This window comes from Rhodoferax sp. GW821-FHT07G04, from assembly GCF_059418585.1.
In genome coordinates this window covers 90,412-116,195 of record NZ_JBWKQD010000001.1, presented here as the reverse complement: position 1 = coordinate 116,195, position 25,784 = coordinate 90,412, and the positions used below count along the sequence as shown (strand labels likewise).

Genomic DNA, 25,784 nt, shown 5'->3' with positions numbered 1-25,784 from the left:
TGTGTGAGTGGCGTGTATTGTTTTTTCAACCTTTTTTGAAAAAGCTGAAAAATAAATAGCTACACACTCATTCGACTCAAGTTCTTTGTGAGGGGGAAGAGGGTTCGATTGCAACCCTCATCTCTATCATCTGAATTGAGTACCAGTGCTAGTCGGCCATGCCTTGCTCTCCAGGGGCGCTATCGCTGTTGCTGTGTATTCGCTGAAATGCGCCGTACAAGCCAGCATTTGCATGCTGAGCGATTTCGGCCGGGAGCTTGAAGCCCTTTTTGGATTCCTTCATCCGGCTGTCTATCCACTGGAGGACATCAGCAGAATCCCAGTAACGGGTTTTGCCTGGCAGGCCTTGTGCAGACAGCAGGCGAGATGGCTCGGGGAATTGAGCTGTCGGGTCGTTCTCAAGTTTCCACAAAGAGGTTCGTCCGCAGCGGAGCACTCTCAAGAGGTCCGCTCGTTTCCATAATTCCTTTGTCAAGGTGTTCTCTCCTTAGAACGAACGCCTTTTGGGGAATAGAGCCGCAACAGCTCCCAAAAGGCGCTCTACAACATAAATGCTGCGAACTTCCTTTGGGAATCACTCAAACGAGACGAGAACCGCCGCGACACCTCTCGACGAGGGGAGTGTGGTGCTGCAGTTGCCTTGAGACTACTCTCATGCGACTGCTGCTGCCCAGCTCTTGATCGTTGCCAATCAAGCCAGTTGGCCTATTCCGCCAACCTAAGCCGGTTTTTTAGGCTCTGAACAAAGAATAACAGAATTAGGCCTTTCGTTCTCAATCTGAACATTCATGAACGCATTGCTTGCACCGGTGCAGTACGTTCCCCAGTCTTCCATAAGTCCCCGCCTTTTTAGCAGCAGAGAATCGCGCTGGTATGCGCGTTCGGTTTTCGATTCGATCTGGTGCGCAAGGCTCATTTCAGCCACCTCTCTTGAATAGGCTGTCTCAGCAGCGCACCATTGCCTGAAAGAAGAACGCGCGGTTCCATGGGGCGTAAAGTTCCCCAAACTCATGCGATCAAACAGTTGGAGAAGGGCGCCATCGGACATCGGCTTTCCCGATTTCTGACCGGGGAACACGAATGATGAATCATCAGGAGCCGCTGTGTACCACCCGAGAATTTCGTGGAGTACCGCAAGGGCAGCGCTTGAAAGAGGTACGCGATGCTCACGCCGAGCCTTCATTTTTTCCTTGGGAACAACCCAGATCGCCTCTGCCAAGTTGATATCTTCCCAGGTTGCATGCCGAACCTCGTGCGTGCGAGCAGCAGTGAGGACCATAAATCGCATCATTAAGGCCCCGGCGTATTCATCTTTTGCGAGTCTCGCCATGAATGCAGGGATGTCTTTGTACGGCAGTGCAGCATGGTGCTCAACCTCTCGCACACTTGAGCGTCTTGGAAACGCTTCACTGAGGAATTTACTCCATGCTGCCGGGTTTGGCCCAGCCGGTCGATAGGCCTTGACCATTGCGTAACCAATGATCCTTTCGCATCGGCCGCGGAGCCGCACGCAAGTTTCATTCCGGGTATGGTAGATCGGGGTCATCACGGCCAAAATCGCTGTTACATCCACCTCACCGATCAACATGTCGCCAATATATGGGTATGCATATTTTTCAAGGCTGGAGGACCATTGCTTGACGTGTTTTTCATTTGACCAATCGGCTTTGCGCACCTCTATGTACTCTATCGCGCACTGACGAAAAGTCATTTTTTGAGGGGTGGGTGCATCAGTAGCCGCGTTTTCTTGCAGCCGGAGGTCGCGTTCCGACAGCGGATCTAGCCCGTCATCCAGCATTACCCGCAACTTTCGAGCCGCTCGTTTCGCCTCTTCAAAGGTAGTGGAACTGATGGAGCCCAAGCCTTTGAGCCGGGTCTTTTTACGATACGTATATCGAAACGCCCAGCTCTTTGCGCCGGTTGGTCCAACTTGGAGCAGAAAGTCTGCATTTCCAATGCGGTAAAGTTTGGTCGCCTTTCCCGCGGGATCGGGTTTTGCACCGTCGATTTGGCGCTGAATTTCTGTTTTATTTGACGTCATGGATGGCATTGACTCACATATGTGACTCACAAGCCATGCAGCGATTCAAAGGAAACACTAGTGAACGTTTACGCAAAAGTTATAGCAGCCTCTCTAAGGCTGGCAACGACTTTTGAACATTTACGAAGTGTTTCGGTCGGTCAACGGTTTGACTCCGTTTCCGCCAAGATAAAGCCCTAAGTAATTAATTTGCTTAGGGCTTTTGTCTTTTTGGGTCGAGATTTTTTTGGGAGCCAAACGTAAGACCCAACAAAGAAAAAGCGGTTGGAAAGTGCGTTCGGGTTGGGGATCAAGCGGAATTCAACACACAAAGAGCAACGGAGTGCCCATGGATAGCAAAATTTTTACCGCGGGATGGAGGTCGATAGCTGCAATACTATTTGCGGTGTTGTTCTTGGTCTTCGGTTCCATTGCTGGTGAGCTACCCGTCACGCCACCAGCCAGTCTTTTGTTCGATGTGAGCAAGGCTGGAAATAAGTTAGAAAAAGAGTTTCAAGTGAATTCGCCTCGAGAATTCTATTTTGCTCTTCAATTCAACTACGCGGGCAAGGATGATGAATATCGAGTTGCGAGGCTTACAGGGGCAGATGCAACTTATTTTCCCGACGGCCGGAGAGTCAATCCAGGGGTTGATATAAATATTCTTCTGAAGGTTTCTAAGATAAATCCTGAGTCCGAGGCAATCTCAATATTTAATCAGCAGGTTAGAACTTACGGCACTTATGGTCATGGCTTTAGTGGTGAGAAATTTCGAGGCAACTACAGAAGAATGATTGCTTCTATTGGCCTTGAACCAGGCTTGTATCGCATGGAGGTAGCGACTACCGATGAGTCTCCGGAGTTTTATGAAACCCCTTCCTATTTGAATATTGAATTTCGCTCAAAACATCTGCGTTAAGCGCTAAACCTTAGGATAGCAATATGCCGGGGCGATTCATCAGCACGTTGATTCGGTCTGCTGCATGTCGACTAGCGGGTATCTCGCTAGACAAGTTTCCCGCCAAATCAAGGTGCCCCGCCCAGTTCGATTTTTTTTATTGCTATTTGTTTGGTGCAGATAATGGCTGCTCGAGTCTTGGCCCATTCACTCAGACGGGCGGTGTAGTCTTTCCCTGCAGGCAGCGCGTTGCATTCAAGATGAGCACCATGCATCCACTCCCACGCACCGCCTCAGCCCTATCCGCCATCACACTTGCCGCCGCTTGCGCCGTGCTGCTCGGCGCCTGTGGAGGAGGTGGCAGTTCGCGCGACAACAACAACACGCCCAATACGCCGCCGCAGACCAAACCGGTGATCAAGATTTTTGGAGACAGCCTGATGGACAGCGGGACATTTGGCTTCAAGGTCACCATCCAGAACTCGGACAAGTCGCGCCCTTTCGAACTCTTCCCCGAAAAGATTGCCAGCAGCCTGGGTGCCAGCACGCCGTGCCCTTACTTCAACTACGCGGTCCCAGGCTATGTGCAAAACCCGGTGTGTACCAATTACGCCGTCGCCGGTGGCCGTATCAACACGCGTGGCGATACCAAGGCCGTCATTGACCCCGCCAACCCGGCAGGCATCTTGAACCAGATGACCATGGCTTCTGCGTCCTTGGCCGCCAGTGACATCGTCATCGTGGACGGTGGCGCCAACGATATTTCCGACTTGGCCGCAGCCTACTTGAGCGCATCCACGCCGGATGGCCTCGCTGCATTCACCAACAAACTGTCGACTGTATTGCCCGCTGCCACGGTTGCCGCGCTGGTAACCAGCACACCCACCAGCGTCACCTTGAACGCCGCGGCATCGGCTTACGCACAGAGCCTGGGGCAGTTGATGGCGCAATCCATCAACGACAAGATCGTCGCCAGAGGGGTGCGCAAGGTCGTGGTGGTCAACGCGGTGGACATTACAACCACGCCGATCTTTGGCGGGTTCATGGCCGCCTTGGGTGCCGCGCCTGGCTCAGCGCAGCGTGCCGCCGTACAGGCGTCCGTGCAAACCTGGACCAACCTCTTCAACACGGCGCTGGCAAGGGGCTTGCCTTCCAGCAATGTGCTGGTGATCGACCTCAGCAGCCAATTCACGCTGTTCCTGGCCCAGGCCGCGCAATATGGGCTGACCAACACCACCACACCCGCGTGCCCCAAGGTAGACGGCGGGTTGGACAACGCGGGCCTGGCCAGTCTGAGTCAGTTGCCCACGGTGCTGGCTTGCAACACGTCCAATATGTCGTCCCACATCCCCGTTGGGGAGACTTCGCCCGCCTGGTGGCAGACCTATGCCTTCGCAGATGATCTGCATCCCACGCCCGCGCTGCATGCGCTGATCGGCACCTTCATCCTGCAGCAGATGGTGCGGGCGGGGTGGATTACGCCGACCTGAGGCGATACTAGGGTTCTTGCCATCGGCGTCGTGTCTGTTCAGCAGTGGGAACCTCTGCAGACTTGGGCGCCGCGTCCAAATCTGCGGAGCCCATCCCATGAAACCAACAACAGCCCTTGCGGCTCTTCTTTCTCTTGCCATTGCCCACGGGGCTGTGCTCGCCGCCGATGTGGCCATTGCGCTGCCGAGCGGTGGTTCGCTCGTGCTGCCCGTCCCACAAGGCTGGCGCCAAGCCACGCAATCAGGACCGGTCAATACGCTGTCGTTGACGCCTGCGAGTGGGAGCGCTTTCCAGGTTCTTGTTTCGCCCCTTGTTAAACCGAATGGCACCACGGCTCCGGCAGATGCCGATTCCCTGCGCAGGCTCGTGGCTATGGGAGCGGAGCATGCCAAGACCCAGTCGGTCGAGAAGTCGCTGCCGGTGCTGGAACTACGCAGTGCGAATGCGCAAGGCAGCTACTTCTCCGCAACAGACCGCGCGCCCAAGCCCGGCGAATTCACGTACATGACCCAAGGCGCTCTGGCTGTTCAAGGCCTGCCGGTGACTTTCACCATTCTGAGCAATGGCGATGCCCAACTTGCAGTGGAGCCGGCATTGCGCATGCTGAAGGCGGCGCGCAGGGAGTAGCTGGTCGAACAATGCCCAGGGAGGGGCATCGCACAGGCTTCAAAATACCCAAAACAGGTTTATTGAGGCTGTTCCAAAGCAGTTTCAAGGAAAATTGGCCTCTAGCCCTCGTCGAATATGGGTATTCAGCTATCAATAGCATAGCTATCTGATGGATCGAAGCCTCTCATCGCGCGCGCCAGCTATTCCCGCGTCCCGTCAGTCCCGCTCGGCCAGCTCACCCTTGCGTGATGCCATCCCCCCGCAAATGCAACACCCTATCCGCTCGCTCGGTAGCGGCTTCGGAGTGGGTGACCAGCACCAGAGACGTGCCGTGCGCCCGTGTTTGCGCGACCAGCGCCTCCATGACCTTGGTGGCGGTGCTCGGGTCCAGATTGCCAGTGGGTTCGTCGGCCAATAGCAGGGTGGGGCGGTGCACCAGTGCGCGGGCGATGGCTACGCGTTGCAACTGGCCGCCGCTGAGCTGTTGGGGCAGGCGCCCGCCCAGGCCTTGCAGGCCCACGGCCTCCAGCATCGCCTGCACGCGGGCATCGTCGGGCGTGCCCAGCAGCAGCAAGGGCAGGGCCACGTTCTGCGCCACGTCCAGATGCCCCAGCACGTGGAAGGCCTGGAACACAAAGCCTACCTTCTTTCGCCTGAGCAGTGCGCGGGCGTCGTCGTCCAGCTGGCCGATGTCGGTACCGTCAAGGTGCACCGTGCCGCTGTCCCAAGTGTCCAGCCCGGCCATGCAATTGAGCAGCGTCGACTTGCCGACGCCAGACTCACCGACGATGGCGACAAACTCGCCCGGCGCAACGTCAAGCGACACGTTGGCAAAGACGGGCGTGTCGCCATAGTGTTTGCTCAGGCTTTGGATCTGTAGGTTCATACGGTGAGCCCCATGATAGTGGAGGCACAATCACAGCATGATGATGACCATGCAGCGCAGAACCCTACTCACCACTGCCACGCTGACCGCAGCGGCGGCCCTCGTCTTGTCCACCAATGCGGCCTGGGCGCAAAGCCGGCCGATCCGCCTGGTCGTGCCCTACGCGGCCGGGGGGCCCATTGACGTGACGGCCCGTGTGCTGGCCGAGCGCGTCAAGGACAGCCTGGGCACGGTCATCATCGACAACAAGCCCGGTGCTGGCGGCAACATCGGTGCTGATGCGGTTGCCAAGGCCGCGCCCGATGGCCTGACGATTGGCATTGCCGCGACGGCCACCCATGCGGTCAACCCATGGCTCTACGCCAAGATGCCGTACAACGCGGCAACCGATTTCACGCCCATCACGCAGATGGTGCGCGTGCCCAATGTGCTGGTCGTCAATGCCGATGCCGCGCAGCGCCTGAAGATCAACACAGTTAAAGACCTGATCGCCTATGCCAAGGCCAACCCGGCCAAGCTGAACTACGGCAGTGGCGGCAACGGCAGCGCCGGCCATCTGGCGGGCGAGATGTTCAAGGCCCAGGCTGGCATCTTCGCGCTGCACATTCCGTACAACGGCGGCAACCCAGCGCAGTTCGCTTTGCTCAGCGGCCAGGTGGATTTCAATTTCGACAACCTGGCCACCGCCGCGCCCGGCATCAAGTCCGGCAAGCTCAAAGCCCTGGCCGTGACCTCACTCACACGCTCGAGCACACTGCCCGATGTGCCGCCGCTGGCCGATACGCTGAAGGGCTTTGCGATCGACACGTGGTGGGGTCTGGTGGCACCGGCCGGCACCTCCAAGGAGGTGATTGCCAAGCTCAACACGGCATTTGTGGCTGCGCTACATTCGCCCGAAGCGCAGAGCCGTTTCGCAGGCCTGCTGGCGGAACCTGTGCCCAGCACGCCCGAGCAGTTCGGTGCCTTGATGAAGAGTGAGATGGCCAAGTACCAGGGCGTGGTCAAGGCGGCGGGCGCCAAGGTGGATTGAGGTGTTGCTGAGTGCGGTGGGTATGTGAATTGATTTCAATCCGCGCTCGGTAGATTTCAAAGCCAAAGGCAGGCGTACGTCCTAGGATGCGGGCTCATCTTAGGAGACGCCATGTTTGCAGCGAACCCCATACCTACCATCCGTGCGCTGCGCGTGCGTGTCGTGCGCGTGCCTTTGGCACAGCCGCACCAGACCGCTAGCGGCACGGTGTCCGAGTCCCCCTTGGTGTTGACCGACATCACCACGTCAGATGGCGTGGTGGGCCACAGCATCGTATTCACTTACACGCCTATTGCACTCAAGCCCACTGCGGAGCTGATCCAGAACCTGGAGTCCCTGGTGGTAGGGCAACCGCTGGCGCCACTACAGTTGGAACAGCAACTGGCCAAGCGCTTCCGCCTGCTGGGCATGCAAGGCCTGGTTGGCATGGCGCTGGCGGCCATCGACATGGCGGCGTGGGACGCCATGGCCCGCAGCCTTTCGCTGTCGTTGTTGCAACTACAGGGCGGTGCGGTCAAGCCGACTCCCGCCTACGGTGCGGTGGGCTTTGACGGCGCAGAACTGTGTGCCAAGACGGCCTACGATTGGGCGCAGCAGGGCTTTACCGGTGTCAAGGCCAAGATCGGCTACGCCACGGTGCAAGAAGACGTGGCGGTGATCCACGCCATGCGCAAGGCCGTGGGCGACGGTGTTGCCATCATGGTCGACTACAACCAGAGCCTAACGCCGGTCGACGCCGTGCAACGCTTGCATGTGCTGGACGGCGAAGGCCTGACCTGGGTCGAGGAACCTACCTTGGCCCACGACTACGTCGGCCACGCACAGGTGGCCCAGGCGGCCAAAACACCCATCCAATGCGGCGAGAACTGGTGGGGCACGCAGGACTTCCAACACGCCATCAATGCGGGGGCTTCGGACTTCGCCATGCTGGACGTCATGAAGATCGGAGGTGTCACCGGCTGGTTGCGCGGTGCGGCTATGGCCCATGCCAAGGGCGTACGCGTGTCCAGCCATTTGTGGCCGGAGCTGAGTGCGCAACTGCTGTGTCTGACGCCTACGGCCCATTGGCTGGAGTATGCGGACTGGTGGAATCCCATACTGCAGCAGCCGCTGCAGATTCAGCAGGGTATGGTCGTGCTGGATGGCGTGACCGGTAGCGGCGTGGCCTGGAATGAAAAGGCTGTGGATCGCTACCTGGACTGAAGGCTCGCTCGACTTTTAGCGGAGTGCCTGCACCTCCACCAAAGTGCGTACCGCTTGCAATACACAGTCCAGCGCATCGGGGCTGTCAGCGGCTACCACCTGCCGCTGGGGCATGGACCGTAGCCATGTGATCTGGCGCTTGGCCAACTGGCGGGTCGCGATGATGCCCAGCTCGCGCAATGTGCCGGTTTGCAGTGGGCCCACGGAGCCTGCAGCTTCGTAAGCGTCCAGCGCCTCCCAAGCCTGGCGGTACCCCACGCAGCGCATAGAGGGCAGGTCGGGGTTCAAGTCACCGCGTTGTCGCAGCGCGCGCACCTCGTCCACAAAGCCTTGTTCCAGCATGGCGTCAAAGCGCTGGGCGATGCGGCCGTGCAGCCAGTTGCGGTCGGATGGCTCCAAGGAAATCAGGGTGCTAGCCCTCGTCGCTTCTGCATGAGTAGCTACTGAATCCGTAGCATTCTTGTTGGCATGAAAGTGCGACAAAGGCAGGCCCGAGACGCGGTACACCTCCAGCGCCCGCTGGATGCGCTGGCTGTCCGCCGGTGCCAGTCGCTGCGCGGTCACGGGGTCTACCAGGGTCAGCTCGGCGTGCATCGCGGGCCAGCCTTTCTCGGTGGCCTCTTGCTCCAGTGCGGCCCGCACGGCGGGGTCGGCGGCGGGCATGTCGTCTATGCCGTCGAACAGCGCCTTGAAATACAGCATGGTGCCGCCCACCAGCAGTGGCAGCTTGCCGCGGGCGGCGATGTCGGCGATCAGCGCCTGGGCGTCGCGCACAAACTCGGCGGCGCTATAGGCCTGCAGCGGGTCGCGGATGTCGATCAGGTGGTGGGGCACCTGGGCCTGCTCGGCCGCGCTGGGCTTGGCCGTGCCAATGTCCATGCCGCGGTAGACCAGGGCCGAGTCCACGCTGATGATTTCGCAATCATGCTCCTGTGCAATCGCCAGCGCGGCCGCTGTCTTGCCGGCTGCGGTGGGGCCGGCCAGGCACAGGTAGAAGGGCAGGGCAGCGTCAGGATTTGCCATGGCGTTGCACCAGCGTCCAGGCGGTCAGCGTGATCAGCACGCTCCAGAACAGAATGCCAATGGCCAAGGGCGCGGTCGTACCATCCATATGCCGGCCCAGCCACAGGCCGGTGGCAAAGGCGCTGATCATGCCCAAGAAGCCGTTCAACGCCGATGCGGCGCCCGCGGCCTGCGGGAACGGCCCCACGGCACCGCTTTGCCCGCAGGGGTTGTGGATGCCATGGGCCAGCATGAAGAGCGCAAACGGCAACTCGATCGCCCACACCGATTGCACGCCCGCATAGGCCAGCGCGGCCACGGTGCCACCGCCCGTCAGCGTCAACACACCCGCCATGGCCACCGCACGGCGCACGCCAAAGCGCAGCAGCAGGCGCCGGCACAAGAAGGTGCCCAGCACATAGATGAACGAGTTGGCGAACATCACCAGCCCGTACTGCGTGGTTGTGAGGCCCAGCACGCGTATGAACACAAAGGACGAAGAGGCCAGGAAGGTGAACAGCCCGCTGTAGGCAAAGGTGGACAGCGCGGTAAAGGCCAGGAAGGTGGGGTTGCGCACAATGCCCAGCCAGGTGCGCACCAGTGTGCCCAGTTGCAAGGCCTTGGGGTTCTTGCTGGGCACGGTCTCTTCAAAGCGCAAGGCCACCAGGCCCAGGCACAGCGCGCCAAAGATGGACAGCGCCAACAGTGCCGCATGCCAGTTGAACAAGGCGGTCAACAAGCCGCCCAGCGGGGCGCTCAGGCAGGCGATCAAACCCAGGCCGCTCAGGCCCTTGGACATGACGCTGGCGCCCTGCACCGGCGTGTACAGGTCGCGCACGATGGCGCGCGCGCACATCACCGCCGCGCCCATGGCCGCGCCTTGCAGCGTGCGCCAGATGATGAGCACATCCATGCTGGGCGAAAACGCGCTGCCCAAAGACGCCAGCACATAGGCCGACATGCCCAGCAACAGCACGGGGCGGCGGCCCAGCCGGTCTGACAACGGGCCCCAGAACAATTGGGATGTGCCAAAGGCCAGCAGCAGGGCGGTCAGCGTCAGTTGGGCCTGCGCCATGCTGGCGCCCAGCTCCTGCGTCAGACCGGGCAGAGCCGGCAGGTACAGGTCGGTGGTGATGGGCTGTATGCCCAGCAGCAAGGCCAGCGTCAGCACGATCAAGCCTGGCGACATGGCCGTTGGGGTCTTGTCGGATGTGAGAGTCTGGGATGTTGTGTTCATGCAAAAAACTCTCAGCCACTTAGGCGGAAACGACGTCGCCCACATGCATTTGGCGGTTGGCAATGTGGCGCAGCAAGAAGCCCAGGCCGCAGGCGGCAACCGTCAGGCCCACCACCAGGGCAATCCAGAAACCCTGGGCTTGCAAGGGCTGCGCCGGCCGCCATGGCAGCCACGCAGGCGCCAGGCCCAGCACACAACCCAATGGCAGTGCAAACACCCAGAAGGCCGTCAGGTGGATAACCATGGGCGCACGGGTCACCTTGTAGCCGCGGATGGCGCAACTGGTGGACACCTGCGCAGCATCGGATATCTGGAACAGCGCCGCCAAAAACAGCAGGCCTGCTGCCGCGCCGGCCACGGCGGTGTCGTGCGTGTACAGCGCGGCGATCTCGTGGTTGAAGACCGCCATCAGCGCGGCCGACACCACGGCCAGGCCCACGGCCAAGGCCACGCCCACGGCCGAGCGAAAGCGCGCCGCTGGGGCGTCACCCGCGCCCAGTGCCTGGCCCACGCGGCTCAGCAATGCAATGCCAATGCTCAGTGGCACCATGAACACCAGCGACGAAAAATTCAGCGCAATCTGGTGGGCCGCCACCTGGGTGCTGCCGAAGTGCGCCACGAGCAAGGCAATCAAGCTGAAGGCGCTGCTCTCGGCAAAGTAGGTCACACCAATCGGCAGGCCCAGCTTCAGCAGGCTGTGCACCTTCTCGCGGTGCGGCCCTTCGAAGCGGTCAAAGGGCCAGGTGCTGCGGTAGGCGGGGCTGCGGTGCATCCACCACAGCAGGCCACCCAGGTTGAACCAGGTGCACAGCATCGTGGCCCAGGCGCAGCCCACGCCGCCCAGCTTGGGAAAGCCCCACTGGCCATAAATCAGCACCCAGTTCAGCACGCAGTTCAGCGCCAGGGCGGCGATGGCGATGAACATCATGGGCTTGGTCTGGTTCAGGCTGGCGCTGTAGCCGTAGAGCACGCGGTAGCAGGCGAAGGCCGGTAGCGCAAAACTGGCCACATGGACAAAGCGCGTGGCAATGTCGCGCACGGCGGGCTCCATCTCCATATGGTCAAACACCAGGGCCGCGATATTGGCCAGCACAAAGGCCGCAAGACCTACGCCCACACCTTTCCACAAACCCTGGCGCACGACGTGCGGCACCTTGGAGAACTCTTGGGCACCGACATGGTGCGCCACGGTGGGGTTGACCGACATCATGACGCCCATCAGCGTCACTACTACGATCATCCAGATGGAGGAGCCCAGCGCCACGCCAGCCAAGTCTTGCGCAGAGGCATGGCCTGCCATGGACACGTCGGCCACCGCCATGCCCACATTGGCCAGTTGCCCCACCAGGATGGGCCAGGCCAGTTGCCACAGGGCAGAAATCTCTTGGGTGATACGGGTGCGGGGTGCGCTGCTTGGGGCTGGAGTGGGGGGCATGGACATGGGCCTGCCATTCTACGGAAGCAGTTCTTCGCGACCTCGCCGTGGGGCCAAAACGGTGCATAACCCTTTCAGCATCAATGCCTTGACAATAATTGCCTAGGCAATTAATATTCCGACCCATGCAGAAACCGGTGCCACCCCCATGCGCCCCCGCCAGGGGCAAACCTGCGTCGTTTTACCGTGCTGAGGGCTACAAGCCCGAGGAAAGCGTGGGCTACCTGATGCGCCAGATCCTCAACACGGTGGGTCAAGAGGTGGAGCGCGAACTGGCGCACACCGAGCTGACCAACGCGCAGTGGATTCCGCTGTTCAAGCTCGCCATGGGCAAGGCGTCCACCGCCGCTGAGCTGGCCCGTGAATGCCGGCTGGACGCTGGCGCCATGACCCGCCTGCTGGACCGGCTGGAGGCCAAGGGCCTGCTGCGCCGCGAGCGCAGCGCGGCCGACCGGCGCATCGTCACCATCAGCCTGACCGACGACGGCCGGACCGCGGCCAAGGAAATACCCAAGGTGCTGAGCCGCGTGCAAAACGCCTACCTCAGCGGTTTTTCCGAGGCCGAGTTTGAAACCCTGAAGATTTTTCTGCGCCGCATTCTGCACAACGCCAACCTTTCTGAAAGCAACCCTTCGCATGACAGCCCCTCTCTCTAAAACCCATCTGCGCTGGCGCCCTCTGGCGGTCTCTGCGCTGTCGGCCCTGGTGCTGGCGGCTTTGAGTGCCTGCGCAGACATGTCGGGCATTCAGTCGCAATCGCATGCGCTGGACGCCAACGCACTGGGCCTGAACGCCAGCGCCACTGCCAGCGCGCCGGCCATCGATCCCCAATGGTGGCGCGCCTTTGGCGATACCCAGCTCAACCACCTTGTGGATGCGGCGTTGGCCAACAGCCCTAGCTTGCGCGCTGCCCAGGCCCGCCTGGCCCGTGTGCAAGCGGGCAGCGATGCCATCCGTGGCAACGAACTGCCGCAGGTGAATGCCAGTACCGACCTGACGCGCCAGCGCTTCAGCGCCAACTACATCTACCCACCACCGTTGGGTGGCGCGGTCATGAACACTGGCGACCTGCGGGTCACGGCCAGCTGGGAGCTGGACTTTTTTGGCAAGAACCGCGCGGCGCTGGACGCGTCCCTGGGCCAGGTACGCGCGGCCCAGGCCGACGCTGAGGCAGCCCGCATGCTGCTGGCCAGCGCGGTCACCCGCAGCTACCTGAGCCTGGTGCGCATCCAGGCCCAACTGGGTGTGGCCGAGCGCACGCTGGCCCAACGCACCCAGACCAAGGCCCTGGTGCAGGACCGTGTGAACGCCGGTTTGGATACGCAATTGGAGCTGCAGCAAAGCGACAGCGCCTTGCCCGACGCCCGCCTGCAGATCGAAACCCTGCAAGAGCAGAAGGCACTGGCCCTGAACGCGCTGGCGGCTTTGACGGCCCAGCCCAATGTCCAGCTAGCCCTCGTGCCGCCTTTGCAGGCAGCTATCAAACCGATAGCAATCACGCAGTCCATCCCGCTGGACCTGCTGGGCCGCCGCGCCGATATTGCCGCCGCGCGCTGGCGTGTGGAGGCCGCCACGCATGACGTGGCCAACGCCAAGACGCTGTTCTATCCCAATATCAACCTGGTGGGCTTTGCCGGCTTCTCCAGCATTGGTTTTGACAAGCTGCTGCAGTCCGGCAGCGACCAGTGGGGCGTGGGCCCGGCCATCCGCTTGCCGATCTTCGAAGGCGGCCGTCTGCGTGCCAATCTGCGCGGCAAGTCGGCCGATTTGGACATTGCCGTGGAAAGCTACAACACGCTGGTGATTGACGCCGTGCATGACGTGGCCGACCAGTTGACATCGGCCAGCGCCATCACGCGCCAGCAGACCGAGCAGGCCGCGGCGCAAGCCTCTGCCGAATCGGCCTATGCCATTGCCACCCAGCGTTACCAAGCCGGCCTGGGCAACTACCTCAACGTGCTGAGCGCCGAGACCGCGGTGCTGGCCCAGCGCCGTCTGGCGGTAGACCTGGCCGCCCGTGCGCTGGACACCCAGGTGCAACTGGTACGCGCCTTGGGCGGCGGCTATAGCGCCAACACCACCACCAGCCTCGCCAGTGCCGCAAGCCCTTCTTCCTCTATTTCTGTCACACAACCATGAACGCTCCTACTACCAACGCTCCCGCTGCTCCCGCAAACTCCGCCCGCAAGAAGGCCTTGACCGGCGTCGCCACCGCCGTGCTGATCGGCCTGGCCTGGGGTGGTTACGAATGGTATGTGGGCCGCCACGAAGAGGCCACCGACAACGCCTATGTACAGGGCAATGTGATCCAGATCACGCCCCAGATCGGCGGCACCGTCACGGCCATCAACGCCGACGACACCGATTTTGTGAAAGCCGGCCAAGCCCTGGTGCAACTGGACCCGGCTGATGCCAAGGTCGCGCTGGATCAGGCCGAAGCCAACCTGGCCCAGGCCGTGCGCCAGGTGCGTGGGCTCTACGCCAACAACAGCACGCTGGGTGCCCAGATCGCGCTGCGCGAATCCGACATCGGCAAGGCCCAGACCGAAATCGCCCGCGCCACCGACGACCTGAACCGCCGCAAGTCGCTGGCTGGTAATGGCGCCGTATCCAAGGAAGAACTGAACCACGCGCAGTCGCAACTGGACAACGCCAAGAACGCCTTGGCCTCGGCCCAGGCCGGTGTGGTCGCCGCACGCGCCCAGCTCACGGGCAATCAGGCCATGACGGATGGCACCAGCGTGGCCTCCCACCCCAGCGTCATGGCGGCCGCGGCCCGCGTGCGTGAGGCCTATCTGGCCCTGCACCGCGCCGCCCTGCCTGCGCCGGTGGACGGCTATGTCGCCAAGCGCACCGTGCAACTCGGCCAGCGTGTGGCCGCCGGAGCCCCGGTGATGTCGTTGATCGCGCTGAACCAGCTGTGGGTGGACGCCAATTTCAAGGAAGTGCAGTTGCGCAATATCCGCATCGGCCAACCCGTGACACTGACCGCCGACCTGTACGGCCGCAAGGTGGAATACAAGGGCACGGTGGCCGGCCTGGGTGTTGGCACCGGCGCCGCGTTCGCACTGCTGCCCGCGCAGAACGCCACCGGCAACTGGATCAAGGTCGTGCAGCGCGTGCCCGTGCGTGTGGCGCTGGACCCGCAGCAAGTGGCACAAAACCCATTGCGGGTTGGTTTGTCGATGGAGGCCACGGTGGACGTCACCGACCAGAGCGGCAAGGCCCTGGCCGATGCGCCCCGCCCAGCCTCCAGCGTGCAGACCCAGGTCTTCGCCAGCCTGGACAACCAGGCTAATAGCGAAGTGCAGCGCGTGATCGCCGCCAACGCAGGGTCCACCAAGCATGAGCAACACTAATAGCTTGCCACTGCAACCCCTGCAGGGCTCGGCCCGGCTGTGGGGCACCATTGCGCTGTCTGCGGCCACGTTCATGAACGTGCTGGACTCGTCGATCGCCAATGTGTCGCTGCCGGCCATCGCCGGTGACCTGGGGGTCAGCCCCAACCAGGGCACCTGGGTCATCACCAGCTTTGGTGTGGCCAATGCGATTTCGCTGCCGCTGACCGGTTGGTTGTCGCAGCGCTTTGGCCAGGTGCGCCTGTTCACGATGAGCGTGCTGCTCTTTGTGCTGAGCTCCTTCCTGTGTGGCCTGGCGCCGAATATGAGCACGCTGATCGCCATGCGTGCGGTGCAGGGCTTTGTGGCTGGGCCCATGATGCCGCTGGCCCAAGCGCTGCTGTTGTCGAGCTACCCGCCGGCCTTGGCGGGCATGGCCATGGCTTTATGGGCGATGACCACCTTGGTGGCGCCCGTCATGGGGCCGCTGCTGGGGGGCTGGATCACCGACCACATGCACTGGGGCTGGATTTTCTACATCAATGTGCCGGTGGGCATTGGGGCCGCCTTCATCACGTGGACGATCTACCGCAAGCGCGAGACGCCGACCAAGCAATTGCCGATCGACAAGGTGGGCTTGGCCCTGCTGGTGATTGCCGTGGGTTCGTTGCAGATCATGCTGGACAAGGGCAAGGAGCTGGATTGGTTCCACTCGCCTGAAGTTACTGCACTGGGCATTGCGGCGCTGGTAGGCTTTGCCTTCTTCATCGCCTGGGAGTTGACCGACGACCACCCAGTGGTGGACTTGAAACTGCTGGCACGGCGCAACTTCTGGACCGGCACGGTGTCCATGGCCGTGGCCTACAGCCTGTTCATGGGTAACCTGGTGCTGCTACCGCTGTGGCTGCAGCAGTTCATGGGCTATACGTCTACCCAGGCGGGCATGCTGATGGCGCCGGTGGGCTTGTTCGCGATCATCCTGTCGCCCTGGGTGGGCAAGAACATCTCCAAGTTCGACCCACGCTCGCTGACGACCTTTGCCTTTGGTGTGTTTGCCTTGGTGTTGGTGATGCGTTCGCACTTCAACACCCAGGCCGACTTTGCCACGGTGATGATTCCCACCATCGTGCAGGGTGTGGCGGTGGCTTTCTTCTTCATCCCGCTGATGTCCATCATCCTGGGAGGCATTCCGCCGGAGAAGATTGCGTCGGCCTCGGGGCTGTCGGGCTTTGCGCGCATGGTGGGTGGGTCGTTTGGCACGTCCATCGCCATCACCGTGTGGCAGGACCGTGCGGCCATGCACCACGCGCAACTGTCGGAGCTGATCAACCAGGGTAGTATTGCCGCCACCACAGCCATTGCAGGCCTGGGCACATCGGGCATGAGCACCGAGCAGGCGCTGAGCCAGATCAACCGCATGGTGGACCAGCAGGCCTATATGCTGGCGGCCGACGACGTGTTCTTTGGCTCGGCGTTGATCTTTTTGACGCTGATCCCCTTCGTCTGGCTGTCGCGGCCTGCGCGTTCCGCCCCTGCAGCGGGCGGCAAGAGCGCCGCGGCAGACGCGGCGGCTGCAGCCCACTAAGAAGCATTGAAGGAGGCGGTTTCATCTACCGCCAGACGCAAAAAAGCCCGCAGTTGCGGGCTTTTTTGTGGAAGGCTGCGAATTACTTCGTAGCGGCTTCAGCCTTGGCCTTCTTGGCTTTCTTAGCCTTCTTGGCCTTCTTGGCTGGGGTGGAAGCTGCAGGAGCCGGGGTTGCAGCGGCTGCAGGTGCAGCGGCAACGGCGGGTGCTGGAGCTGGCTTGGCAGCGGCAGGAGCCGAAGCTTGTGCAAATGCACCAGCAGCAAACAAACCGGCGATCAGAGTAGCGAGGACTTTGTTCATTTTCAGTAGCCTTTCAAAGCTTGTTGGTCGACTCCGAGAACTGGAGGCTTCTACACAACGAGGCCATTCTGCCGCCCGTTGACGGGTTTTTAAAAAAAATCGTGATCAGAGTTTCGTATCTGCAACATCCAGCCACTTTTGCCAGGGGTTGAAGCCCGTGATCAGGGCACTGGCCAGCAAAACCAGGGCGCCGCCCGTGAAAATGCCGGTGCTCAAGGCTTCACCCAGGAAGACATGGCCCCACAGCACGCCAAACACCGGGATCATGAAGGTGGGGCTCATGGCCGCCACCGATGACACATGGGCCAGGATGCGGATGTGCATCCAGTAGGCGATGCCGGATGTCACCACCCCCATGATGAGCACCGCCAGCAAGGCCATGGGCGTGAACTGTGCCGCGCTCCAGCTCCAGGCAGCGCCGGGTACCAGCATCAGGAACGACAGGGCATGCAGCCCGGCGGCAATCTCCAGTGGCTGCATGCGGGAGAGGGCCCGTTTCATCAGCGGTGTCGAGAAGCCATAGCAGCCCGAGGCCACGACGCAGGCCAGCGCCGCCACATACACCTCTGCTGAGGGCTCGACCGGCCCCAGGCCAACGATCAGCCCCACACCGGTAAAGCCCAGTACGCAACCCAGCAGCTTGCGCAATGTCAGGCTGGCCTCCTTGAACAAGGCGGACGCAAAGATGCCAAACATGACGGCGGTGGAATTGAGCAGCGCGCTGTAGCCGGCCGGCAGCTTGAGGGCGGCCCAGGCGAATAGCAGGAAGGGCGCTGCCACGGACAGCAGGCCTATCAGCGCCAGCTCGCGCCAATGCGCCGTGGGCCAGTGGTGGCGCATCAAGCGCATCAGCACCGCCAAAGTCGCCGTCGCCATGCCGATGCGCAGCGCCGCCAGCACGTTGGGGCCCAGCAGTGGCGCCGCAATGCGGATCAGCATGAAGGAGGCACCCCACAGCGCGGAGAGGCCCACCAGTTGGGCGAAGTGTTTGGCCTGCACTAGCGACCGCGCAGGAAGAGGGCGTCGAGTTCGCGAATGCTCAACTGGCGCCAGGTGGGCCGCCCGTGGTTGCATTGGTCGCTGCGCTCGGTGGCTTCCATTTGGCGTAACAGGGCATTCATCTCTTCGATGGTGAGTTTGCGGTTGGCACGCACGGCGCCGTGGCAGGCCATGGTGGCGAGCAACTCATTTTGGGCACGTTGAATGACGGTGCTGGCCTCATGTTGGGCCAACTCTGCCAGCACGCTGCGGGCCAGTTCCACCGCGTCGCCCTGGGCCAGGCTGGTGGGCACGGTGCGCACGGCCAGCGTTTTGGGGGAGAAGGGGCTGATCTCCAGGCCCAGGGTCTGCAGTGTGCTGAAGTGTGCTTCGGCGGTGGCGACCTCATCGGGGGTGGCGGCAAAGGTGGCGGGTATCAGCAGGGGTTGGCTGGTGAGTTGGGCTACCGTGGTGGTGGTGCCGTCGGCGGTTTGCTGGGCCAACTGGTTTTTCAGGCGTTCGTAGACGATGCGTTCGTGGGCGGCGTGCATGTCCACGATGACCAGGCCTTGGGTGTTTTCGGCGAGGATGTAGATGCCTTGCAATTGGGCTATTGCTCGGCCTAGGGGCCATGCTTGTGCGGTGTCTTCGTGCGCAGGGTGGCTGGGCGGCAGAGGGTTTTGCTCCGTGTCCCCCGCCCGCTGTGCGGGCTCCTCCTTGACCTGCGCAAAACCCTCTGCCGCCCAGCCACCCTGAGGGGTGGTGCTCGGTTGCCATAGGGCGCCTATGTCGCTGACGCGGTGGCCTATGGGTTCTGTACGCGCTCCAAAATTCATAGCGGGCTGTGCAGAATACATGGGGGCTACAGCCCGATTTGGCATATGGCCTTGCGGTAGAAGACCGCCTGCTGCATCCGATGCAGTGCCGGTAGCAGCTGCGGTATCTGCAGTGCTGGCGGTGCTTGCACGCGGCGCGGCCAGCGTGTCTTCCACCGCGTGGCGCACGCCCTGGTGTACCTCGCGGCTGTCGCGGAAGCGGACTTCGATCTTGGTGGGGTGCACGTTGACGTCGACTCGCGCTGGGTCCATGGACAGGTAGAGCGCGTAGATGGGCTGGCGGTGGCCGTGCAGCACGTCTTCATATGCGCTACGGGCGGCGTGGGTCAGCACCTTGTCGCGGACAAAGCGGCCGTTCACGTAGCAGAACTGCTGGTCGGCGCGGGAGCGGGCGGCGTCGGGTATGCCTACGCGGCCCCATACGCGCAGGGCGCTGGGGCCTTGGCTGGATTCTTCGGAGGATGACTCGCCTTGGGCGCGTGCCGCGCTGGCCGGGCGCCAGTCGACGGCGATGGACTGTGCGATGAAGTCTGCGCCCAGCACGTCCGCCAGGCGCTGGTTCAGGTTGGCTTCTAACGAAGGGTCTTCGCAGCGGCGCCATTGCTCCACCAGCTTGCCTTCGTGCCAGATGGCAAAGCCCACATCGGGGCGGGCCAGTGCGTGGCGGCGTACGGATTCGATGCAGTGGGCCAGTTCGGTGGCGTCGGTCTTGAGGAATTTGCGGCGTGCTGGCGTGCTGTAGAACAGCTCTTTGACCTCGACGGTCGTGCCCTGGTTGCGCGCTACGGGGCGCAGCTCGCCGGTGCGTCCGTCCAGCAGGTATGCGGCTGATTGGCCGCTAGCCCTCGACAGTATTGCACAGTCCGCTATGGAGTTGATAGCAGCCAGCGCCTCGCCGCGAAAACCCATGGTGGCCACCGACTCCAGATCCTGCAGGTTGCCGATCTTGCTGGTGGCATGGCGGCGAAAGGCCAGCGGCAGTTCTTCGGGCAGTATGCCCATGCCATCGTCTTCCACACTGATGAGGCGTACGCCACCAGCCAGCAGGCGCACGGCGATCTGTGTGGCGCCGGCGTCCAGCGCGTTGTCCACCAGCTCGCGCACGACCGAGGCGGGGCGCTCGACGACTTCGCCTGCGGCGATCTGGCTGATCAGCTCGTCGGGCAGTTCACGGATGGGGCGGCGGGAGGATTGGGGAGGCAGAGGGGCGTTCACTGAACCATTTTAGGGGCGCAGTGGACTTGAGGTGCGTACGTTATTGCAGCTTGCCGTATTGCGTGCCGCCAATCATGATGCCGCTGTCCAGCGGAGCCAGATCGGATTGGTATTCCCATTCGCCGACGCGGACCACGGGTGGTGTCAAACCATTTTGCAGGGCTTCCATGAAGGCCTTGGCCTCATCGTCCGAAACGGGCTGGTAGGCATGGCGCGCCAGCGGCGGCTCAGCGTTTTCTGCTTGATGTTCCACTTTGTTGGCCGCCAGTCGCTGGCGCAGCGTGATGGCCGCGGGCGTGCCGTCTACGACAGACTCGGCTCCGTCGGCCGTGCGGGATAGGCGATCAAACTGGCTTTCGGTCTCGCTAACGCGCCAGTAAATGCCTTCGATCAGCACACCAAAGCGCTTGTAGGCGTTGGAGCGCATCAGCTTTTCCAGTGCGGCAAAGCTCTTGGTCTTGGCTTCCTTGCCGGTGACAAAGGATTTGGCGACGTCGATCATCGCAATGAAGCGGTGGTGGCGCACATCCACCGGCATGACCTTGAACTTGTACATGCTGCCAATGACCTCCATAGCGAGAAAGCTCTCGCGTATGGATTGGTAGAGCATTTCTTGCCGAAAGGCCTTGCGTTCTTCCAGGTCCATACGCTTGGCATGGGCTTCTGCGGCTGCAACGATTTCAGCCGACGTCTGTTTTTTTTTGGAGCGGAAGAAAGAAAACATGGTTTGGGGGGCGTTTTGGTCGGATTCTAGCCGCGGCCTTCCGCGCTGGGTACAGCTTCTGCTTAGAGTGTTGTTCCGCAGGGAAAATCCCGGTGTCTGTGGGGTTTGGCCTCTGCTAGCATGCACCTGCTACTAATACCCATTGATGTTTGCTTTCATCCTCCGGCGGTTGTTACAAGCTGTGATCGTCATGATTGCAGTGGCTTTTTTCGCTTTCATGCTGTTCCAGTATGTGGGTGACCCCGTGGTCTTTTTGCTGGGGCAGGACGCCAAACCGGACCAAATTGCCCAGTTGCGTGCTGATCTGGGCTTGGACCAGCCCTTCTTCATACAGTTCATCCATTTCCTGGGCAATGCTGTGCAGGGGGAGTTTGGCCTGAGCCTGCGCCAAGGGGCCAAGGTGTCGCGCCTGATTGCCGAACGCCTACCGGCCACTCTGGAGTTGTCTCTGGTAGCTGCCTTGCTCGCCATGCTGGTGGGCCTGCCCATGGGCGTGTATGCGGCGCTCAAGCGGGGTAGTTTCTTGAGTCAGGTGTTCATGACGGTGTCGCTGCTGGGCGTGTCCCTGCCCACCTTCTTGATCGGGATTCTGTTGATCCTGTTCTTTTCGGTGATCCTGGGCTGGTTTCCCAGCTTTGGACGCGGCGAGGTGCAAAGCCTGGGCTGGTGGAACACCGGCTTGCTGACGGTGGACGGCTGGCACCATATTGTGCTGCCGGCCGTCACCTTGGCCATCTTCCAGCTCACACTGATCATGCGCCTAGTGCGATCCGAAATGCTGGAGGTGTTGCGCACCGATTACATCAAGTTCGCCCGTGCCCGGGGCCTCTCCAACCATGCCATCCACTTCGGCCATGCGCTGAAGAACACCTTGGTGCCTGTGATCACCATCATCGGCCTGCAGTTGGGCACGCTGATCGCGTTTTCCATCATCACCGAGGCGGTGTTTCAGTGGCCCGGCATGGGCCTGTTGTTCATACAAGCCGTTACATTTGCTGACATTCCGGTCATGGCTGCCTATCTCTGTTTAGTAGCCCTGATCTTTGTGGTCATCAACCTGGTGGTTGATTTGTTGTATTTTGTTGTGGACCCGCGCTTGCGCGTGGGCACGGTAGGGGGTCATGGATGACGGGTTCGCATGCCAGTCCAGCGCTCAGGGCCAGCGGCCGGGCTTTCGCGCAGATCGCACAGTTTCACCCGGAACTCACGGCCTTCAGGCGTGACCTGCACGCCCACCCCGAATTGGGTTTTGAAGAGGTCTACACGGCAGCCCGTGTCAAAGAGTCGCTGCAGGTATGCGGCGTGGACGCCGTGCACACCGGCATCGGCAAGACCGGCTTGGTGGCCACGATCAAGGGCCGCGGCGGCAATAGCAACAAGATGATTGGCCTGCGTGCCGACATGGATGCGTTGCCCATGACCGAACTCAACGACTTTGCCTGGAGGTCGTCCAAGCACGGCCTGATGCACGGCTGTGGTCATGATGGCCATACGGCCATGCTGGTGGGCGCAGCGCGCTACCTGGCCGAGACCCGCAATTTCGACGGAACTGCGGTACTGATTTTTCAGCCCGGCGAAGAGGGTTATGCCGGTGCCCGGGTCATGATAGAAGACGGCTTGTTTGAGCGTTTTCCAGTGCAAGCGGTCTACGGCATGCACAACTGGCCGGGCCTGCGCCCGGGTACGATTGGCATGAATGCTGGTGCCATGATGGCTTCGGCCGACCGGGTGACGATAGAGATATCGGGCCGTGGTGGCCACGGTGCACACCCCTACCAGACGATAGACCCGGTGGTGGTGGCAGCCCACATCATCACCGCGGTGCAGAGCATCGTCTCGCGCAATGTGCGGGCCACCGAGAGTGCGGTCATCAGCATATGCGCCATGCAGGCCGGTGACCTGGGCGCCATGAGCGTGGTGCCGGGCAAGGCCACGCTGGTGGGCACCGTGCGCACCTTCAATCCGAGCGTGCAAGACCTGGTGGAGCGCCGGCTCAATGAATTGTGCAGCGCCGTGGCCCTGGGCTTTGGCGCTACGGCATCAGTGCACTACGAACGTATCTACCCCGCCACCATCAATTCGCTGGAAGAAACCCTGTTTGCTGCCAATGTGGCCGAGAGCCTGGTAGGCCCCGACCATGTGGTGCGCGACCTGGAGCCCAGCATGGGGTCCGAGGATTTTTCCTTCATGCTGCAGGTCAAGCCCGGCGCCTATATGCGCATTGGCCAGGGTGCGGAGAATGGCGTGGGCGCCTGCTTGCTGCACAACACCCGCTACGACTTCAACGACGAAATCCTGCCCCTGGGCGCTGCCTTGCATGCGAGCCTGGTGGAGCAGGCCATGCCCATGGGCGAACCGGCCTGAGCCGGCGCGGCCCGTCAATCGGGGACGAAGCTACGGGGCGGTCCCACCCAGTTTCACAATGGCAGTACAACAAAAGGAGATAGTGTGATGCATTCCCCAAAGAAGAAGTTTGCGTTCGCCCTGGTGGGTACGGCAATGGCGGTTGCGGCCCTGTCGGCTTCAGCGGTCACCTTGCGCATTGGCAACCAGGGTGATGCCCTGTCCATGGACCCGCACTCGCTGAATGAATCGCTGCAGATCAGTGTGGATGAAAACGTTTATGAGCCCCTCGTCACCCGTGGCCGCGATTTCAAACTCGCTCCGGCCCTGGCCACTGCATGGAAGCAGACTTCGCCCACGGTCTGGCGTTTTGACTTGCGCAAGGGCGTGCAATTCCATGACGGCACCCCCTTTACTGCCGACGACGTGATCTTCAGCTACGAGCGCGCCAAGAGCGATGGTTCGGACATGAAAACCTACGTGGGCCAGATCAAGGAAATCAAGAAGATCAACGACCACGCCATCGATATCGTCACCAACGCGCCGTTCCCCATCCTGCCCGAGTTGTTCACGCACTGGAACATCATGAGCAAGAAGTGGTGTGAAACGAATAACGCGACCAAGCCGGTGGACCGGCGCAAGGGTATTGAAAATGCCGCGTCGTTCAAGGCCAATGGCACAGGCCCCTTCCGCCTGCGCGAGCGCCAGCCCAATGTGCGCACCGTGTTCGCCCGCAACAACAACTACTGGGGCAAGATCGAAGGCAATGTGGACGAGGTTATCTTCAACGTCATCGGCAACGACAGCACCCGTGTGGCCGCGTTGTTGTCGGGCGAGATCGACGTCATGGAACCGGTGCCCGTGCAGGATGTAGACCGCGTGCGGGCTGCCGCCAACCTCAAGGTGCTGCAGGGACCGGAATTGCGCGTCATCTTCCTGGGTATGGACCAGAAGCGCGACGAGTTGTTGTACTCCAATGTCAAAGGCAAGAACCCCTTCAAGGACAAGCGCGTCCGCCAGGCTTTCTACCAAGCCATCGATGTGGAGGCCATCAAGCGCGTGGTGATGCGCGGTGCCTCCACCCCCATCGCACTGATGTTCCCGCCCGAGGTGAATGGTTTTGCACCCGACCTGGCCAAACGCCTGCCCTTCGATGCCGAAGCCTCCAAGAAGCTGCTGGCCGAAGCAGGCTACCCCAATGGCTTTGAAGTGTCCATGAACTGCCCCAACGACCGCTATGTCAACGACGGCGCCATCTGCCAGGCCGTGGCGGCCAATCTGGCGCGCGTGGGCGTGAAGATCAAGCTGGAAGTGGAGACCAAGGGCACCTACTTCCCCAAGATCCTGCGTCGCGACACCAGCTTCTACATGTTGGGCTGGACTTCGAGCACCGTGGATGCGCACAACGTCATGTTCGCCATCCTGACCTCTCCGGGTGAGGGCGGGCGCGGCCAGTTCAACCTGGGCGCCTATAGCAACCCCAAGGTCGATGAGCTGACCGAGAAGGTAGGCGCCGAAACCGATGTGAAGAAGCGCAACGCCATGATCCGTGAAGCCATTCAGATCCACCAGGACGATGTGGGCCATATTCCTCTGCACCAACAAGGCTTGAACTGGGGTTCGAAGAAAAATGTCGAACTGGTCCAATGGCCGGACAACGGCATGATGTGGCGCTATATCACCGTCAAGTGATGATAGGGACTGCATGACTGCATGGCTCCAGCGCACCTGGCACAGCGACGTGGCCTACAGCTTTCGCAGCTCTCCGGTTGCGATGCTGGCGGGCCTGATTGCCTTTGTCTGTTTGTTTTGTGCAGTCTTTGCCAACCAGGTAGCGCCGCACAACCCCTTTGACATTGCCACGGTGGAATTGATGGACGCATTCTCTCCACCGGTGTGGCTGCCCAATGCCAATCCCAAATATTGGCTGGGCACCGACGACCAGGGGCGCGACATCCTGTCCGCACTGATGTTTGGCGCACGCATCTCGCTGCTGGTGGGCTTGGCGTCGGTTGTGCTGTCGGCGCTGATCGGCGTCAGCCTGGGCTTGTTGGCCGGCTTTGTCGGAGGGGCTCTGGATGCCTTCATCATGCGGGTCTGTGACGTGACGCTGTCTTTCCCGCCTATCCTGGTTGCGTTGCTGATCGCTGGCGTGGGGCGGGCGCTGTTTCCCAACGCGCCAACGGCCATGGTCTTTGGTGTGCTGATACTGTCCATCTCGCTGACCAAATGGGTGGACTATGCGCGTACGGTGCGCGGCTCGACCTTGGTGGAGCGCAACAAGGAGTATGTGCAGGCGGCACGGCTCACGGGCGTGAGCCCGCTGCGCATCATGCGCCGCCACGTGCTGCCCAATGTGCTGGGGCCGGTGATGGTTTTGGCCACGATACAGGTAGCTACAGCCATCATCACGGAGGCCACGCTGTCTTTCCTGGGTGTGGGAGCGCCACCCAATTCACCGTCCTTGGGTACGCTGATCCAGGTTGGCAACAAGTTCCTTTTCTCCGGCAACTGGTGGATCACCGTCTTCCCAGGAATGATGCTGGTGCTGATTGCGCTGAGTGTGAACCTGTTGGGCGACTGGTTGCGCGATGCCCTGAATCCGCGCTTGCGCTAGGACATGGCCCCCACGCTCCCCATTTCATGTGGTTCG

Annotated in this window: 23 protein-coding genes; 13 read left to right on the top strand and 10 right to left on the bottom strand. The window is 61.4% G+C overall.

The window, feature by feature from the left end:
- Positions 1-148: 148 nt before the first annotated feature.
- On the bottom strand, positions 149-475 hold the full coding sequence (locus AC07OO_RS00505; RefSeq protein ID WP_495080102.1) for a helix-turn-helix transcriptional regulator: 327 nt from the start codon (positions 473-475) through the stop codon (positions 149-151).
- Positions 476-718: 243 nt separating this feature from the next.
- Positions 719-2,041 carry a tyrosine-type recombinase/integrase gene (locus AC07OO_RS00500; protein ID WP_495080101.1) on the bottom strand — a complete coding sequence of 441 codons (1,323 nt, stop codon included), beginning with the start codon at positions 2,039-2,041 and terminating at the stop codon, positions 719-721.
- 328 nt (positions 2,042-2,369) lie between these two features.
- On the opposite strand from AC07OO_RS00500, the gene AC07OO_RS00495 reads away from it, so the two are divergent.
- The 3 genes from AC07OO_RS00495 (at position 2,370) to AC07OO_RS00485 (ending at position 5,036) form a co-directional block, all read left to right on the top strand.
- Entirely contained in the window at positions 2,370-2,939 is a 570-nt protein-coding gene (locus tag AC07OO_RS00495; RefSeq protein ID WP_495080100.1) for a DUF5625 family protein, read from the top strand.
- 248 nt (positions 2,940-3,187) lie between these two features.
- Complete coding sequence (locus AC07OO_RS00490; RefSeq protein ID WP_495080099.1) at positions 3,188-4,408, top strand: SGNH/GDSL hydrolase family protein; 1,221 nt, start codon at positions 3,188-3,190, stop codon at positions 4,406-4,408.
- A gap of 97 nt (positions 4,409-4,505) precedes the next feature.
- Entirely contained in the window at positions 4,506-5,036 is a 531-nt protein-coding gene (locus AC07OO_RS00485) for a hypothetical protein (RefSeq protein WP_495080098.1), read from the top strand.
- A gap of 217 nt (positions 5,037-5,253) precedes the next feature.
- On the opposite strand, the gene AC07OO_RS00480 is transcribed toward AC07OO_RS00485, so the two are convergent.
- The gene (locus tag AC07OO_RS00480; RefSeq protein ID WP_495080097.1) at positions 5,254-5,904 is read right to left on the bottom strand and encodes an ABC transporter ATP-binding protein; all 651 of its coding nucleotides are present in this window, start codon (positions 5,902-5,904) and stop codon (positions 5,254-5,256) included.
- A gap of 49 nt (positions 5,905-5,953) precedes the next feature.
- On the opposite strand from AC07OO_RS00480, the gene AC07OO_RS00475 reads away from it, so the two are divergent.
- Entirely contained in the window at positions 5,954-6,934 is a 981-nt protein-coding gene (locus tag AC07OO_RS00475; protein ID WP_495081747.1) for a Bug family tripartite tricarboxylate transporter substrate binding protein, read from the top strand.
- A 111-nt stretch (positions 6,935-7,045) separates the two neighbouring features.
- Entirely contained in the window at positions 7,046-8,137 is a 1,092-nt protein-coding gene (locus tag AC07OO_RS00470) for an enolase C-terminal domain-like protein (RefSeq protein WP_495080096.1), read from the top strand.
- Positions 8,138-8,152: 15 nt separating this feature from the next.
- Here the strand turns inward: AC07OO_RS00470 and miaA are convergent, their stop codons facing one another.
- The 3 genes from miaA to AC07OO_RS00455 are packed head-to-tail and all read right to left on the bottom strand — an operon-like array spanning position 8,153 to position 11,811.
- Entirely contained in the window at positions 8,153-9,160 is a 1,008-nt protein-coding gene (miaA, locus tag AC07OO_RS00465; protein ID WP_495080095.1) for a tRNA (adenosine(37)-N6)-dimethylallyltransferase MiaA, read from the bottom strand.
- Positions 9,147-10,376, bottom strand: coding sequence for a multidrug effflux MFS transporter (locus AC07OO_RS00460; RefSeq protein WP_495080094.1), 1,230 nt, complete (start codon positions 10,374-10,376; stop codon positions 9,147-9,149). Before AC07OO_RS00460 ends, miaA begins: the two co-directional genes overlap by 14 nt.
- A gap of 19 nt (positions 10,377-10,395) precedes the next feature.
- Entirely contained in the window at positions 10,396-11,811 is a 1,416-nt protein-coding gene (locus tag AC07OO_RS00455) for an MATE family efflux transporter (RefSeq protein WP_495080093.1), read from the bottom strand.
- A 125-nt stretch (positions 11,812-11,936) separates the two neighbouring features.
- On the opposite strand from AC07OO_RS00455, the gene AC07OO_RS00450 reads away from it, so the two are divergent.
- The 4 genes from AC07OO_RS00450 to AC07OO_RS00435 are packed head-to-tail and all read left to right on the top strand — an operon-like array spanning position 11,937 to position 16,734.
- Positions 11,937-12,467: a MarR family winged helix-turn-helix transcriptional regulator gene (locus AC07OO_RS00450; RefSeq protein ID WP_495080092.1), complete on the top strand. Its 531-nt coding sequence runs from the start codon at positions 11,937-11,939 to the stop codon at positions 12,465-12,467.
- On the top strand, positions 12,448-13,950 hold the full coding sequence (locus AC07OO_RS00445) for an efflux transporter outer membrane subunit (RefSeq protein ID WP_495080091.1): 1,503 nt from the start codon (positions 12,448-12,450) through the stop codon (positions 13,948-13,950). Before AC07OO_RS00450 ends, AC07OO_RS00445 begins: the two co-directional genes overlap by 20 nt.
- Positions 13,947-15,170 carry an HlyD family secretion protein gene (locus AC07OO_RS00440; protein ID WP_495080090.1) on the top strand — a complete coding sequence of 408 codons (1,224 nt, stop codon included), beginning with the start codon at positions 13,947-13,949 and terminating at the stop codon, positions 15,168-15,170. Before AC07OO_RS00445 ends, AC07OO_RS00440 begins: the two co-directional genes overlap by 4 nt.
- A complete protein-coding gene (locus AC07OO_RS00435) occupies positions 15,157-16,734 on the top strand; it encodes a DHA2 family efflux MFS transporter permease subunit (protein WP_495080089.1) in 1,578 nt (525 codons plus the stop codon). The genes AC07OO_RS00440 and AC07OO_RS00435 overlap by 14 nt, the downstream gene beginning before the upstream one ends.
- Positions 16,735-16,816: 82 nt before the next feature.
- Here the strand turns inward: AC07OO_RS00435 and AC07OO_RS00430 are convergent, their stop codons facing one another.
- The 4 genes from AC07OO_RS00430 to AC07OO_RS00415 form a co-directional block, all read right to left on the bottom strand.
- A complete protein-coding gene (locus AC07OO_RS00430; protein WP_495080088.1) occupies positions 16,817-17,035 on the bottom strand; it encodes a hypothetical protein in 219 nt (72 codons plus the stop codon).
- A 105-nt stretch (positions 17,036-17,140) separates the two neighbouring features.
- Positions 17,141-18,034 (bottom strand): DMT family transporter, encoded by an 894-nt coding sequence (locus AC07OO_RS00425; RefSeq protein ID WP_495080087.1) that lies wholly within the window; start codon positions 18,032-18,034, stop codon positions 17,141-17,143.
- Entirely contained in the window at positions 18,034-20,064 is a 2,031-nt protein-coding gene (gene mutL / locus AC07OO_RS00420) for a DNA mismatch repair endonuclease MutL (RefSeq protein ID WP_495080086.1), read from the bottom strand. Before mutL ends, AC07OO_RS00425 begins: the two co-directional genes overlap by 1 nt.
- A 40-nt stretch (positions 20,065-20,104) precedes the next feature.
- Positions 20,105-20,788 carry a hypothetical protein gene (locus AC07OO_RS00415; RefSeq protein ID WP_495080085.1) on the bottom strand — a complete coding sequence of 228 codons (684 nt, stop codon included), beginning with the start codon at positions 20,786-20,788 and terminating at the stop codon, positions 20,105-20,107.
- A gap of 145 nt (positions 20,789-20,933) precedes the next feature.
- Here AC07OO_RS00415 and AC07OO_RS00410 point away from each other — a divergent pair, with 145 nt between their 5' ends.
- From AC07OO_RS00410 to AC07OO_RS00395, 4 genes are all read left to right on the top strand, one after another.
- Positions 20,934-21,917 (top strand): ABC transporter permease, encoded by a 984-nt coding sequence (locus AC07OO_RS00410; protein WP_495080084.1) that lies wholly within the window; start codon positions 20,934-20,936, stop codon positions 21,915-21,917.
- The gene (locus AC07OO_RS00405) at positions 21,914-23,152 is read left to right on the top strand and encodes a M20 aminoacylase family protein (protein WP_495080083.1); all 1,239 of its coding nucleotides are present in this window, start codon (positions 21,914-21,916) and stop codon (positions 23,150-23,152) included. The genes AC07OO_RS00410 and AC07OO_RS00405 overlap by 4 nt, the downstream gene beginning before the upstream one ends.
- A gap of 87 nt (positions 23,153-23,239) precedes the next feature.
- Entirely contained in the window at positions 23,240-24,823 is a 1,584-nt protein-coding gene (locus tag AC07OO_RS00400) for an ABC transporter substrate-binding protein (protein ID WP_495080082.1), read from the top strand.
- A 13-nt stretch (positions 24,824-24,836) separates the two neighbouring features.
- A complete protein-coding gene (locus AC07OO_RS00395) occupies positions 24,837-25,748 on the top strand; it encodes an ABC transporter permease (RefSeq protein ID WP_495080081.1) in 912 nt (303 codons plus the stop codon).
- Positions 25,749-25,784: the final 36 nt, after the last annotated feature.